13 protein-coding genes are annotated in these 13,818 nt (G+C 59.3%); 4 read left to right on the top strand and 9 right to left on the bottom strand.

Annotated elements, in window-relative coordinates; all coding sequences use genetic code 11:
- Positions 1-164: 164 nt before the first annotated feature.
- The 4 genes from CHB83_RS12530 to CHB83_RS12515 form a co-directional block, all read right to left on the bottom strand.
- Positions 165-1,829 (bottom strand): M28 family peptidase, encoded by a 1,665-nt coding sequence (locus CHB83_RS12530; protein ID WP_089332860.1) that lies wholly within the window; start codon positions 1,827-1,829, stop codon positions 165-167.
- A 42-nt stretch (positions 1,830-1,871) separates the two neighbouring features.
- On the bottom strand, positions 1,872-2,228 hold the full coding sequence (locus tag CHB83_RS12525) for a CZB domain-containing protein (RefSeq protein WP_143437128.1): 357 nt from the start codon (positions 2,226-2,228) through the stop codon (positions 1,872-1,874).
- A 42-nt stretch (positions 2,229-2,270) separates the two neighbouring features.
- On the bottom strand, positions 2,271-3,572 hold the full coding sequence (locus tag CHB83_RS12520) for a PAS domain-containing protein (RefSeq protein ID WP_089332859.1): 1,302 nt from the start codon (positions 3,570-3,572) through the stop codon (positions 2,271-2,273).
- Between the two features lie 146 nt (positions 3,573-3,718).
- Entirely contained in the window at positions 3,719-4,168 is a 450-nt protein-coding gene (locus CHB83_RS12515; protein WP_089332858.1) for a GNAT family N-acetyltransferase, read from the bottom strand.
- Positions 4,169-4,545: 377 nt separating this feature from the next.
- Here CHB83_RS12515 and CHB83_RS12510 point away from each other — a divergent pair, with 377 nt between their 5' ends.
- The 4 genes from CHB83_RS12510 to CHB83_RS12495 all read left to right on the top strand — a co-directional run bounded on the left by CHB83_RS12510 (position 4,546) and on the right by CHB83_RS12495 (position 7,946).
- A complete protein-coding gene (locus tag CHB83_RS12510; RefSeq protein ID WP_089332857.1) occupies positions 4,546-5,526 on the top strand; it encodes an aldo/keto reductase in 981 nt (326 codons plus the stop codon).
- Between the two features lie 73 nt (positions 5,527-5,599).
- Positions 5,600-6,139: a DUF4136 domain-containing protein gene (locus CHB83_RS12505; RefSeq protein WP_179225525.1), complete on the top strand. Its 540-nt coding sequence runs from the start codon at positions 5,600-5,602 to the stop codon at positions 6,137-6,139.
- Between the two features lie 112 nt (positions 6,140-6,251).
- Positions 6,252-6,515: a hypothetical protein gene (locus CHB83_RS12500; RefSeq protein ID WP_045687351.1), complete on the top strand. Its 264-nt coding sequence runs from the start codon at positions 6,252-6,254 to the stop codon at positions 6,513-6,515.
- Between the two features lie 306 nt (positions 6,516-6,821).
- Positions 6,822-7,946, top strand: a complete 1,125-nt coding sequence (locus CHB83_RS12495; protein WP_245855341.1) for a glycoside hydrolase family 43 protein — start codon at positions 6,822-6,824, stop codon at positions 7,944-7,946.
- A 144-nt stretch (positions 7,947-8,090) separates the two neighbouring features.
- Here the strand turns inward: CHB83_RS12495 and CHB83_RS12490 are convergent, their stop codons facing one another.
- The 5 genes from CHB83_RS12490 to CHB83_RS12470 all read right to left on the bottom strand — a co-directional run bounded on the left by CHB83_RS12490 (position 8,091) and on the right by CHB83_RS12470 (position 13,627).
- A complete protein-coding gene (locus tag CHB83_RS12490) occupies positions 8,091-9,290 on the bottom strand; it encodes a Gfo/Idh/MocA family protein (protein WP_089332855.1) in 1,200 nt (399 codons plus the stop codon).
- A gap of 284 nt (positions 9,291-9,574) precedes the next feature.
- Positions 9,575-9,799, bottom strand: a complete 225-nt coding sequence (locus CHB83_RS23535) for a hypothetical protein (protein WP_143437127.1) — start codon at positions 9,797-9,799, stop codon at positions 9,575-9,577.
- Positions 9,800-9,963: 164 nt separating this feature from the next.
- Positions 9,964-10,785, bottom strand: a complete 822-nt coding sequence (locus CHB83_RS12480; RefSeq protein ID WP_089332853.1) for an aldo/keto reductase — start codon at positions 10,783-10,785, stop codon at positions 9,964-9,966.
- Positions 10,786-10,859: 74 nt separating this feature from the next.
- Positions 10,860-12,584 carry a PQQ-dependent sugar dehydrogenase gene (locus tag CHB83_RS12475; RefSeq protein ID WP_089332852.1) on the bottom strand — a complete coding sequence of 575 codons (1,725 nt, stop codon included), beginning with the start codon at positions 12,582-12,584 and terminating at the stop codon, positions 10,860-10,862.
- Positions 12,585-12,748: 164 nt separating this feature from the next.
- Positions 12,749-13,627, bottom strand: coding sequence for a pirin family protein (locus CHB83_RS12470; protein WP_045687358.1), 879 nt, complete (start codon positions 13,625-13,627; stop codon positions 12,749-12,751).
- Between the last annotated feature and the right edge of the window lie 191 nt (positions 13,628-13,818).

The raw sequence follows: 13,818 nt of genomic DNA, 5'->3' as shown, positions 1-13,818 counted from the left end.
AAACATGCAGTGAGCTGACAAAGCGGAAACTAACGGCTTGCCAGCATCAGTCGTACCTGAATCGTACTGTATTGCTCCTTGCCTCAGATGGCTAATAATCGGAATTATATTCCAGATTTACTTCACATTTTTCGTGGAATAATTCAGAAGCGCACACCGGTCTTTTACTGAGCCTGTCCGAATTGCCGCCCAAAGAAGTCGCCGGTATTCCAGGTGGGGCGCTTGGTTTCCTGCGCTATCAGGTAGCCAATGAGAAAGTTGAGTTGCACGTATTTGCGGCCCGCCTCGAAATCGAATACTCCGTTTGTGCCATCCTGCGGTTTGTGGTAGGTAGTAGCCCGCCACTTTTTCACCGTTTCGTCGAGGTTGTTCCGGCCATCGGCGGTGCGGTTGCCATACTTAATGTGCAGGGCTGGGATGCCTTGTAGCACAAAGCTGTACTGATCAGAGCGAATAAAGCGGTTCTGGTCCGGCTCCGGGTCGTTTTCCACGCTAAGCCCGAGGTAGTGCGCCGCTTGGTTTACCGGCTGGCTGAGGCTAGAGTGCTGGGCTCCCAGTGGCACCACCGACAGTAGCGGCGCAATGATAGTGGGCATATCGGTGTTTACGTCGGCCACCAAGCTAGCCTTCGGTACCGTAGGGAAGGCTGCAAAGTAGCCCGAGCCCAGCAGGCCCAACTCCTCACCCGTTTGCAGCACAAAGAGCACCGAGCGGCGCGGCTTCTGCTTGATACGGGAATAGATGCGAGCAATTTCCAACACCGAAGCCACGCCCGAAGCGTTGTCGTGGGCTCCGTTATAAATCGAGTCGCCCTGCACGGGTGTTCCCACGCCTAGGTGGTCGAGGTGGGCCGAGTGAACCACGTACTCATTGCGCAGGGTAGGGTCGGAGCCTTCCACTTTGCCCACCACGTTGTAGCTGTCGAAGTCGTGGTAGCTCGACTGGTAGCTGGCCCGCAGGGTGGTGGCTAGTGGCGCCGAGGCCGGCGTGCCCCGCCGTAAGGAGGGCAGCACCCGGCCAGTATCCAGCGACGCCGTGCGCAGCAAGTCGTTGAAGGCCGCGGCGCCTACGTTGCCCACCACCTGCAAGGAGCTACCTGGGGCGTAGGTGCGCGAAGCCGCTACCCGCCCATCGGGACCCAGTACGCTATTAGTACTACGCCGAGCAGTAGCTGAGGGAGGCGTAGCGGGAGCTGCCGTGGCGGCCACCAGTACGCCTACCGCGCCGTGGCGCACTGCGTTTTGCAGGGTCATGCCTAGGTCTTGGCTGGCCGCGGCTACGGTGCTTGGAAAACGGGCCGGCGCACCGCGCACCACCACCACTAGCTTGCCTTTCGCGTCCAAGCCTGCGTAGTCATCATAGCCCAGCTCGGGGGCGCTAATGCCGTAGCCCGCAAACACCACGGGCGCTTCTACCGTTACTGCAGCTTGCTCGGGGTGGGGGTTTAGCAGAAAATCGGTGGCATAGGTGAAGGGCCGGGCCGTAGTGCTGCCTTGGTCCTGGTGCGTGAGCGTAGCCCCGGGCTGGGTGGTGGCGCGGCGCAAGCGCACACGCTGTACAAAGGTGCCTGCCTCACCGGCTGGCTGCACCCCCAGCTGGCGCAGCTGGGTAGTCACGTAGTCGACGGCCATCTGGTAGCCAGGCGTGCCGGGCTGGCGGCCGCGCAGCCGGTCATCGGCCAAGTACCAGATGTGCGCCTTTACATCCCCAGGCCGCACGCGGTCAAGGGCTTTGGTTACGGGTTTGGGAAGGGGGGCCTGCGCCGTGGCTGGGCTAGTCAGCCACGCACTGCCTAGGGCCGCCAGCAGCAAAAGAGGAGAGCATTTCATACGGCCAATAATACGCAGGCCCGCCGTTATATCGGCACAGGGCTACGCCAAGGCTGACTGCTCCAGCTCTTGTAGTAGCGCTTCGATGCGGGTAGCATGCGCATCAATTCGCTCCATGCCTGAGCGTGACTCTTCCAGTTGTCCGCGTTGCTGCTGTTGCACCAAGGCGCGGCCCGTGTCGAGCATGCGTTGCACTTCCTGCTCTAGGCGCAGTACGGCAGGTAAAGACCCATAGCGGGGTTTTACCACGGTGTACAGCCATTCGCCCAGCGGGCTTTGGCGGATAGCAAACAAGTTAGGATCAGCCTCGCGTACTCCGTAGAGTGTAGAGCGCAGCCGGGATTTAAACAGCACTTGCTTGATACGCGCCTGCTGAAAATCCAGGGTGGTCATGTCCATAGAAGGGGGGATAGTTGCCCGAAAGCAAAGTGGGAAACCATCTTATTGAACACCAGCACCTGGGTTTTCAAGGGCCTGCCGAGCCTGCACTAAGTCGGTAACATCGAAGGCAAACACCGTGATGCCGGCTTTCTGGCCCTGCTCACGGAAAAGCTGATAGGTGAAATTGAGGTAGCGCCGTTGGGGCTCCTCGCCCTGCGGGTGAACCATAACTACTATTTCAGTACCTATGAAGGTTTCGCCGGTAGAGTACACCCCGTCAAGCAAGTCAATGAAGCCTTGTTCCGCTATTTCCGGCAAGGCCTCCGCTACAGTAAGCCCCACTAGTTTCCGGCCGGGAAAGAAGCGTTGGTACTCGGGGTTCACAAACTCATAGCGGTGCTCAGCCCCACGCAGTATGCAGATAAGCGCGGGCGTTTGCATAAACAGGTTGTAGAACGTTTCGCGCTGGGCCTGCATTTCCTGGTAAGCCTGGTAGGCCTGGTCGGAAAGGGTGGCTTGCTGCTCGTTTTGCTCTAGCAACTCCTGCACCATTTGCTTCTGGTCGTGAATATCGGTGCCGCCACCAACCCACATCGTAATGGTATCGTCGGCGTCGCGGTGGGCGTGGCCGCGTACCAGCATCCAGCGGTACTGGCCATCGGCGCGGCGCAGGCGGTACTCAGCTTGGTAGGGCTGCCCGGTCCGCAGACATTCCTGCCAAATCTTCAACACTCGGTCCCGGTCATCGGGGTGCAAGCGGTTCAGCCATTGCATGCCTACTTCTTCTTCCAACGGGTGGCCCGTAAACTGCAGCCAGCGGGTGTTAAAGAAGTCTCGGTTGCCATCGGGCTGGGCCGTCCAGATCATCACCGGCAACGATTCCAGGATAAACCGGGTGCGCTCCTGCTCGTCGTTGAGGGCTTTGCGGGTAGCTTCGGCCAGTTGGGCCGCTCGCATCTTTTCCGTCACATCCTGGGTGCGCTGCAGGATGTACTGCAGCTGGCCTTGGGCATCCAAAACGGGGTAGTGGGTAGCTTCCCAGTACAACTCCTCCAGGCCACCACCCTCGGCCTCCGGCCGCGCCAGGTCGTACCGAATCAGGGGCATGGTATGCGGCTCCAAGTGGCGGCGTACGTGCTCGTGCGACTCCCGAATAATAGCAGCCGACTCCTCATCGGTAGCGGGATAGGCCTCAAAGAAGGGCCTGCCCACGGCCGCCTCCCGGCTTTTCAACGACACGCCTACGTGGCGGTCGGTGTTATCCAGAATCGTGGCGTCTTCGTCCGGCGCAATCAGCAAAAAGTTATCGGGGAGAGAACGGAAAAGCTGTTGATAATCAACCGGCACGAGTGGAGTGGTCATGGGGGCAGTAGGCAAAAGGACAAAAATAGCTGCACCTGGGGCGCAGCTATCCAACGAGTAAAGATACCATCCAGTTAGGCGGATTAAAAGAGCAACCCGAAAATCAACACCTCCGCTTGGCGACACCGTTTTGCGCCGCCGGTCGCTTACGCCCGAATCATGTGGATGTGGGGAATGCCATCTTCCAAGTAGCCCTCTCCCTGCTGCTGAAAGCCGAAGCTCTCGTAGAATCCCTTGAGGTAGAGCTGCGCCCCAATCTGGATGGGTTGAGCACCAAACAGCGCTTCTATCGCCCCAATCGACTCGTGCAGCAGCTCCCGGCCCAGCCCATAGCGGCGGTATTTGGGGCTTACTACTACCCGCCCAATGCTGGCCTCGGGGTAGCTAATGCCCGCCCCAAACAACCGGGTGTACGCCGCCAGCTCACCGGTTTCACTGTGCCCCAGCAAATGATACGCCGCCTGGTCTTGGCCGTCGATATCCTGAAAAGCGCAGGTTTGCTCGACCACAAATACCTCGGAGCGTAGCTGCAGCAGGGCGTATAGTTCCGATAGGGTGAGAGCGTCGAAGGGTTTAGTGGTCCAAGTGAGGGTCATGAGGGGGAAGCGAGAAGGCAAAACGTGTTGGGGGAGCGGGGGCAAGATTCTTCTGGCCGGTTCTGGGCTGAGGCAGAGCAGAAATTTGAGGCGAGCTAGGTGCGTGCCGCGTGTACATGCAGCGCAAAGGTATGGCAGGGGGCGGAAACGGGCGTATAGTCACTGAGTATAGATAGGGGTTAGTTGTACGGTTGGGCTTGGGTGGCAAACGCGAAAAGCGTTGGGGGAAACAAGCGCCGAGTATAGCTCCACCGGCATAGATAAAATTATGATACTAACGCAGCCGGCTTAGAGCAAAGGCAAGGGAAAGGCGTATAACAACCGACGTGCAACTAGCCGCTGTGCGCAGCTGGCTTTCCTCAACTAAACCAACCCATATGGACTATATCCGCTTGGGGGCCACTGGCCTCAAAGTTTCTCGTATTTGCCTGGGCACCATGACCTATGGCACGCCCACTGAACGCTGGCCCTGGGCCTTGGACGAAGAGCAAAGCCGGCCCTTCATTCAAAAAGCGCTGGAACTGGGTATCAACTTCTTTGACACGGCCGACGTGTATTCCAACGGAGCCAGTGAAGAAGTAGTGGGCCGCGCCCTGCGCGACTTTGCCAAGCGCGACGAGGTAGTGCTGGCAACCAAGGTGTACAACCCCATGGGGCCGGGCCCCAACCAACGGGGGCTGTCGCGCAAGCACATTATGAGCGCCATTGACGCCAGCCTCCAGCGCCTCGGCACCGACTATGTGGACCTCTATCAGATTCACCGTTGGGACTACGACACGCCCATTGAGGAAACCTTGGAAGCCCTGCACGACGTGGTAAAGGCCGGCAAGGCCCGCTACATTGGTGCATCGTCGATGTTTGCGTGGCAGTTTGCCCAGTCTCTGTACCTGGCCGATAAGCACAACTGGACGCGCTTCGTGAGCATGCAGCCCCACTACAACCTCGTGTACCGGGAGGAAGAGCGCGAAATGCTACCTCTCTGCCAAGACCAAAACATTGGTGTTATTCCTTGGTCGCCGCTGGCGCGGGGGCTGCTCACGGGTGGGCGCGGCAAGGAGCGCAACGAAACCGAGCGGGCCAAAACCGACGCCTTCGGGAAAAGCCTCTACGGCCGCGACGACGACTTTGTCGTGGCCGACCGCGTAACTGAAATTGCTCAGGAGCGGGGCCTGCCCAACGCCCAAATAGCCCTAGCCTGGATGCTCTCGAAGTCGGTCATCACGGCGCCTATTGTGGGGGCCAGCAAGCCCGGCCACCTCGAAGACGCCGTGGCAGCCGTTTCAGTGAAGCTATCCGATGAGGAGATTAAGCGTCTGGAGGAGCCCTACCAGCCCCACCCAGTGCTGGGCTTCTCCTAAATCTGGGCCACTTGTGTTTGGCTGGGCGGGTACGCACTCGCCCGGCCCCTGTTCATCTTTCCCTTCCTGTGCTATGAAAATTGTTCTGCTATCTGCGTTGCTCCTCGCCGGAGCCGCCTGCTCGCCCGTGCGGGTAGAATCGACTACCCAGGCGCCCGGCGTCAACTTCTCTGCGTACAAAACCTACAATTTTATGGACGTGACAGCTCGCAACGAAGCTGCTTTTGCGGGCGGCGCTGTAGGTATTGAGGAGTTGAAGCAGGCCGTGGGGCGGGAGATGGAACGCCGGGGCTACCAGCGCGCCGAGTCGCCGGACCTGTGGGTAAACATTGGGGTAGTGACGGAGCAGAAGGTGCAAACCCGGGAAAGCACGATTTGGGAGGCCCCACGCTACATTGGTCAGCGCCGCTACCACTGGGAAGCGCAGCAAGTGTCGGCCGGTACCTACCGCGAAGGCACAGCCACCGTGGATGTGGTAGACGCGGCGCGCAATGAGCAAGTATGGCAGGGAATAGCAGCCAGCGCGCTCAGCAAAAACCCAGAAAAGCTGGCCGCCCGCATTGATGAAGGCATTGCTACCATGTTTAAGAAGTACCCCGTGCCGCCGCAGTAAAGCAAAATAGTAACGGTTCAGTCACAAAAAACGACGAGTTACCGTACTAAGCAAGAACCCGGCGGCGCATCTAGCCTCGCCGCAGTACTCCTGCATTCAACGTACTCTTATCATGTCGAAGAAGTCCAATACCACCGCCCTCGTAGGGGCCGCACTAGCTGCTGTTGCGGCTGGTGCCTATGTTAGCTACACGCAAGGCAGCTGGCCTTTCAACGCAAAAAAGGCTACTCCCTCACCAGCCGGTAGCTCCCAGCCTGCGGGTGCTGCTGCCGATGTTGACGTAGCCCTGACCAACGAAGTAGCTAGCTACACGGAGCACAACCCTAACAACGCCGCTGACTTTACCGACGACGGCGCTACAGGCAATGCCGACTAAACGCCCACGGTGCACGCGCACCTAGTAAAACGGCCCCGACGAACAACGTCGGGGCCGTTTTGCGTTCGGGGTAGATGGAAAAATGGAAGTTGCTACCGCAAACGATTGGATAGTTTTTCTTCGGCAAAAGGGCCATTTCGCGTGTATTAGCTGGCAAAGGAGGGGTCTATATTTGGCAGCAGCCAGCAGGCTAGCTCCCGCGCCAATCCCGCAACTACCTCCGTGAGTAGCGGCCGCTAGTTGGCCAAGCAGTGCGCCGCCGTTGGTTTGTGTGCTCTATTTTTCACCTTCTAAAACTCCCACAAAGTGCCTGTTTCCTTGCTACCTCGTCTCCACCCGTCTGCGCTGGTGTTGCTGCTGCCACTTGCTCTCGGCAGTGCCTGCCAAAGCAACACCGCCAGCGAAAATACTGCCGCTACTCCCGAAGCTGCTGCTTCTACTGCCACGGCTGACACAACCGGCAAGAAATACCTTAGCAAGCCCCTACTCAAGGATATCTATACCGCCGACCCCTCGGCCCACGTGTTCAACGGGAAGATCTACATTTATCCTTCCCACGACATTGAAACGGGGATGCCGGAAAATGACAATGGCGACCATTTTGCCATGCGCGACTACCACATCCTGTCCATGGATAGCGTAGGCGGAGCTGTAACCGACCACGGCGTGGCCCTCGACATTAAGGATATTCCTTGGGCTGGTCGGCAGCTGTGGGCGCCCGATGCGGCCTTCAAGAACGGCACATACTACCTCTATTTCCCGGTGAAGGACAAGCAGGACGTCTTTCGCATTGGGGTAGCCACCAGCACCTCGCCTACGGGCCCCTTTAAGGCCCAGCCCAAGCCCATTGAGGGCAGCCTTAGCATCGACCCAGCCGTGTTTACGGACGCCGATGGTAGCACCTACATGTACATGGGTGGCATTTGGGGCGGGCAATTGCATCGCTGGCGCACAGGCTCCTACAATGCCAATGACAAAAGCCAGGAGCCAGCACCCACCGAACAGGCCCTGGGGCCACGCGTAGCAAAGCTAAGCGGTAACATGCTCAGCTTTGCCGAGCCAGTGAGGGAAGTGAAGATTCTGGATAAAGAGGGTAAGCCCCTGCTGTCTAGCGACACGAAGCGGCGCTTCTTTGAAGGCGGCTGGCTGCACAAGTACAACGGCAAATACTACTTCAGCTACTCCACCGGCGATACGCACTTGCTGGTGTATGCCACTGGCACCTCGCCCTACGGCCCCTTCACCTACCAGGGCGTTATCATGAACCCCGTACAAGGCTGGACTACCCACCATTCCATCGTTGAGAAGAACGGCAAGTGGTACATCTTCTACCATGATACTGAACTATCCAACAAAACCTGGCTGCGCAACGTGAAGGTGACCGAGCTAAAGCGTACTCCCGACGGCGGCTTCGAAACTATTAACCCGTAAGCAATAGCCTGCGCTTAGAAAGCAGCCCGAAACACCACGGGCCCCACACCTGAATATTGGTGTGGGGCCCGTGGTGTTTCGGGCGGTAGCGCTCTTAACTAGCGGACTGGGTTTCTAACCCGTAATGATCTTCATTGCCCAATCTTAGCGGCTGTTGGTTTTGTCTAGCACGGCTACCACGTCTTTGGTTGAAATCTTCTGGCCAGTGGCAGCTGCCCGGTAGATGGCTTGTAGAATTTGCACGTCGCGTAAGCCCATTTCGCCGGGTACGCGGGTGGGCTTGTTGTTGAGGATGCAGTCGGCGAAGTCGTCCATCTGGCGGGCCTGCTGAGGCACGTTCTGAATGTTCATGGCCCCCTGACTGGTTCGGCCTTCAATGCCGCCGTAGCCAAAGGCTGGTTGCAATTCCAGAAAGCCTTTGTCGGTTTCGGCCCGCAGGCGGCTGTTCAGATTCTCGGCGTAGCTAGTGCGGCAGTCGGCTACCGAGCCATCGGCAAACTGCATCTGCCAGTTTATGCCCGCTTCCACTTCCTTGAACAGCCCCTTCGGATCGGGGTTGGGCGCCAGCTTGGCCGTTACGGACGTGGGCAGCTGGCCCTTGGTGTACACCACACCTTGCACGCAGTAAATGCCCATGTCCATGAGCGGGCCGCCGCCGGCCAACTCCTTATCCACGCGCCAGGGGGTGTCATTGTTGAAGCGGAAGCCATTGTCAGCCACTAGGCGCTTGATGGGGCCCAGCGTTTGTTTTTGACCCAGGCGCATCATTTCCTGGTGGTGGGGCTCGAAATGCAGGCGGTAGCCAATGCTGAACTTCTTGCCCGCTTTCTGCATGGCGGCAATCATGCGCTGGCATTCCGCCGCCGTAGGAGCCATGGGCTTTTCGCAAATTACGTGCTTGCCCGCCCGGGCGGCCCGCTCCACGTACTCGGCATGCATGCCCACCGGCAGCACAATGTAGATAATGTCGATGTCGGGGTTGTCGACGATGCGGTCAAAGGTTTTGTAGTCGTACACGTTCTTGGCTGGCACCTGGTACCGCTGTTGCCACTGGGCGGCCTTGGAAGGAGTACCCGTGACGATGCCCGCCAACTTGCATAGCTTGGTTTGCTGCAAGGCTGGCGCCAACTGACCCGTGCTGTACTTGCCCAGTCCTACCAGCGCTACGCCCAGCCGGCGCCCGGTTTGCAGGGCTTCCAAGCTAGCCGGCCCGTAGCTGATTTCCTCCAGCCACGACAAAGGGCCGCCAACGGCTGAGGTGCCTACCAGTGTGGCGCCCAGGCCCAAGGAAAGCATGCGCATAAACTCCCGGCGGGAGGCAGGATGAGCGTCAAAGGATTGCATAATACGAGCAATTGGTGAATACTCTTGATACCGCTTTCATAACCTGGGGGTTGCGAAAGCGGCCAGAGCAAAATTGTGGCCTCATTCCTCAAGCTACTACTGCCAGAAAGACTGAAGGCAAAAGCTTGCGACCAGAGAAGCACTTGTGGTGAAGTAGGCGGAGTCCGCTAGCCCGAAGTAGGCCGTAGCCAAGCCAGTAGAGCCGTAGAAGCGGCGGAGTAATACCGGTGCTTGGGGAGAAGTTTCCGCGGCCTTCTCGGCGTTGGTAGTTCGCTTTTGCCATATTAGCCACGCTGCCGTACCAATACTGGTAGCCGCGGTTGAGCGTACCATATCTTCTCCCCGGCCAATATCGGTGGGTACCGCCAAAGCGTGCCCATCCTGACTATTGATTTGTGAGCCAGCCGGATAGCATCGGCGTTGCAAGCGGCTAGTACCACGTTGACGACCATCGTAATAACAATCGTCGGTTGGTGAAGCGGTGTAAGCTTGAGGTGCATGCTGTGCATGGCGGCAGGAAAAAGAGGGCGGAAAAGATGAGTGGGCCCGGCCTCTTTCCCGAAGTCCTACCAGAAAGGATGTTCCTGCAAAGCAAAAAGCTAGTTACTATATACGTGCGAAAACCTACCCGCAGCTTACCCCTGCATCGGGCCTGTTTTCGCCCTCGTTTGACTTACAAAGTGCGTACGTAAGCGGCCATTTTCTCGCGGGTAGCGGCATCCGGCAACGGGCCCGCGGCGGCGCCTAGGTTATCGGCTAGGTGAGTTGGGCTGCTCGTGCCGGGTATCACGCACGTGACGGCAGGGTGCGAGAGAATAAACTTGAGCAGGAACTGCGGCCAGCTGCTTATACCCAGTTCCGTGGCCCAGGGAGGTAAGGCCCGGCCCTGCACGTGGGCAAGCAGGCCACCCTCCGTGAAAGGACGGTTGATGAGCGTAGCTACGCCCAGGTCGGCAGCGGCGGGTAGGAGGCGTTGCTCGGCGTGGCGGTCGAGGATGGAGTAATTGAACTGCACGAAATCCAGCTTTTCCTGGCGCAGCACCCGCTCCAGTTCACCGTGCATGGAATCGGTGTAGTGGGTGATGCCGAGGTAGCGCACTTTTCCGGCCGCCTGCCACGCCCGTAGCGTCGGCAGGTGAGTTTGCCAGTCCACCAGATTGTGAATTTGCAGCAGGTCGATGCTAGAGCGGCACAGCTTGCGCAGGGAGTCTTGCATTTGCCGAACGCCCGCTTCCCGCCCTTGGGTCCAGACTTTGGTAGCGTAGAAAAAGGCATCGCGCGTGGGTAGGGCCGCCGTCAGCTCGCCTACTACCTCCTCAGCCCGCCCATACATCGGCGACGAATCAATAACGCTGCCCCCGGCCACTTGTAGGGTTTCCAGCGTTTGGCGCAGTGGTGGGTATGCCCCGGCGCCGCGCACATCAAAGGTTTGCCAAGTGCCAAGGCCAATGGCGGGCAGGGCCTCTTGGCTGGCTGGAATAAGACGTGTGAGCATACACCAGGTAAGGGGAAAACGAAGCGTGACTACTAATCAATCAACAACCAACCCGCCGACGAAGCCCGCTGATTTTACTGCTGACGCAGGGCTACCAACAGGGCAGGTGCGCTGCGCTGGGCGCGGGTCTTTTCTTCCGCCGTCATTTCTGGCTTTAGAAACAAGTCGAAAACGGGCTGCTGGGCGGCTGGCAGCCCGGCCCGCTTCACGCGCCGGTCTTTCGGCTTGAGCGATTTTACCAGGGACATCGTGGTCTGGAAGGCTTTTTCCGGGGTCATGGTGCTGCTACCTTGAGTTGGGGTAGTAGCGGTACCGCCGCTCACATAGGTAAACTCAAGCAGGCAGCCTTGGCAAGCCGTGCCTTTGGGGGCTTCTTCGGAGGGCCCGGAGGTAATGGAGGCGCTGTCGGTGGCGAGGTAGAGCTTGGTGCCATCGGGCGAAAAGGCTAGGTCGCGGTAGCGCACGGGGCCTTTAAAGTACATCAGCGTATCGGAGGCCACGCCCGAGCCGTTGGCCGTCAGCTTCAACCGAATCAGCTTGCCCTTCTTCAGCGTCGGAATCAGCAGGGAGTTTTGCCAGCCGGGAATGGCCGTGGCCGTGTACACCGCCAAGCTGCTAGGTGCCTCCGAGTTCCAGGTGGGGTCGTCGGGGGTGTGGGACCGAATGCGGGTGAGCACGGTAGTCAGAAACGCATTGCTGAGCGGATACAGCGAGGCAATAGGGTCGCGGTAGTTAGCCCCCAGCAGGGTCGCATTAGCTTTCTCGCTGCTAATGGTGGGGTAGGTGGTGTGCCAGCGCCCCGGGAGGCTGGCCTGGTCGGAAGCGGCGGCGGCCAGGCCGTTGTAGTTGCCATCAGTCAGGCCAATTACTAGCGGGTGGCCGTAGTTTTTGCCGCGCTCAATCAGGTTGATTTCATCGTCGGAAAAGGGGCCGTGCTCGGAGGCATATAGGCGCCCGGTTCCGCCCACTACGGCGTACGCCAAGCCCTGGGCGTTGCGGTGGCCCAGGCTCCAAACGGCGTTCTGCACGCCCGCATTAAATGGGTTGTCGTTGGGAATCCACTGGTCGGTCGGCTTCTCGTCGGTATCCGGCTCCAGGCTAAAGCGCAGCACCTTGCCTTCGTAGAAGCGGGCATTTTGGGCATGGTTGGGGCGGCCCCCGTTTTCAAACTGTCCCGCCCCCAGGTCCCCGACGGAATAGAACAGGTAGTCGCGGCCCGCTACGGGGGCAATCAATAGGCGGCCAGCGTTGTGGTCGTTGCTACCCGGAATGGTGTCGCAAAGGATTACGGGGCGCGTAAGCTGCTGCTGGGCGGCATTGTACTCGTAGCGCACCAAGCGAGTGGTGAAGTAGTTGCCCCCGTGGTTGGGCCGGCTACCCTTGTCGGGCTGCTTGGCGCCCTCAAATTGGTAGATGTAAGCCAAGTATACGTAGGGCTTGCCCGTAAGCAGTTGGGGGTGAAGGGCCAGGCCCATTAGCCCGCCCTGGGGCCAGGGCTTGCCCCCATCCAGCGAGTCGGGCACCTTATCGTAGCGCGGAAACTCACGGTTTTTGCTCAGGTCCAGTACCACCTGCCGGGCGCCCGTGGACGGATTGATGCGGCTGACGCGGTAGCCCCGGGCCTCCGTCACCCACAGAAAATTATCGGGGCCGTAGGCTACCTCCCACGGGTCGCTAAGCTTCTCGGTGATGACGCGCCGCGTAAACTGCTCGCCCTGGGGGCCAGTTACCGTCTGAGCTGCCCCCCGCACTACCATGGCCCCCCACAGGACCCATATCAAGCTAAACCGTAACCGCATCCAAGTAAAATTTCAAGGTAAAACCTCTTGTTATAGGCGGTTTACCTTACTTCCAGACGAGAACTTAGGTTATGCTTGACCTTGCGGATTTCTGATGAAAGGGGGCAAGCGGCGTAAGCCGCAGTAGTAGGTTTAGGTTACAGAGGCTGTTGCCAGCTGCGGGTTTATTCATCCTCGGGAAACGTGCCCATGCCACCGCTTTCAAAGTCGGCAATGGCCTGTACTAGCTCCCGGTTGGTGTTCATCACGAAGGGGCCGTAGGTGGCTAGGGGTTCTTCAATGGGCTCCCCGGCCAGCACGACCAGCACGGTGTCTTCGGTGGCGGTGAGGTGCAGCTCGGGAGCGTCCCAGCCAAATACTACCAGCTGTTTGGTGGCCGCCGAGCGGTTTCCGTGTAGTGTAATGCTGCCTTTCACCACATAGATGCCCACGTTGTAGTCGGCGGGTAGGTGCAGGGTGGTGGCGGTGCCGGCGGGCAGGTGCACGTCGAGCAGGTTGATGGGAGAGAAGGTAGCCGCTGGGCCTGCTACCCCCTCGTAGCTACCCGACACTACCCGAATGCGGCCCCGGCCATCGGCCGTGAGTACCTCCGGAATGGCTTCGGCGCGAATGTTCTGGTAGCGGGGCGGGGCCAGTTTGTCGCGGGCGGGCACGTTTACCCACAGCTGCAACAGTTCCAGAGTGCCGCCCCGGCGGGCAAATTCTCGCTCGTGGCGTTCCTCGTGGAGCAGGCCCGCGCCGGCCGTCATCCACTGCACGTCGCCGGGTCCCAGGGCACCGGTATGGCCGGCCGTGTCGCGGTGGGCCAGGTAGCCCTCGTACACGACCGTCACGGTTTCGAAGCCGCGGTGGGGGTGGGGCGGAGTACCCAGCGGCGCCTCGGTGGGCGCTACTGGCATGGGGCCCGTGTGGTCGATGAGCAGGAAGGGGCTAAGCTGGCGGATGCGCGGCCCTGGCATGGGGCTGGTCACGTCAAAGCCGTCGCCAACAAACTTCTTATTGCCATCAATAACCTGGAATATTCTTCTGCCGGTGGTTGCCATCGTTGGGAGGGGAGTAGAAGTGGAATACGGCAGTAATAAGCAGATTACTGGCAAATGGTTGCGCATCCTACTGCATGCACCAGAAAATGTGCTGGCCTTACCCGCCTGGCCGTGCGTAAGCCTTACAGGTAGCAGAGGAAAGAGCCGGGCTCAGCGGAGTAGAATTTTGTTTTTTCCAACTCACCAGTGCT

Source organism: Hymenobacter mucosus, from assembly GCF_900188255.1.
GTDB classification, from domain to species: domain Bacteria; phylum Bacteroidota; class Bacteroidia; order Cytophagales; family Hymenobacteraceae; genus Hymenobacter; species Hymenobacter mucosus.
Note: the sequence above shows the minus strand (reverse complement) of the source record. Positions and strands in the feature narration are given on the sequence as shown.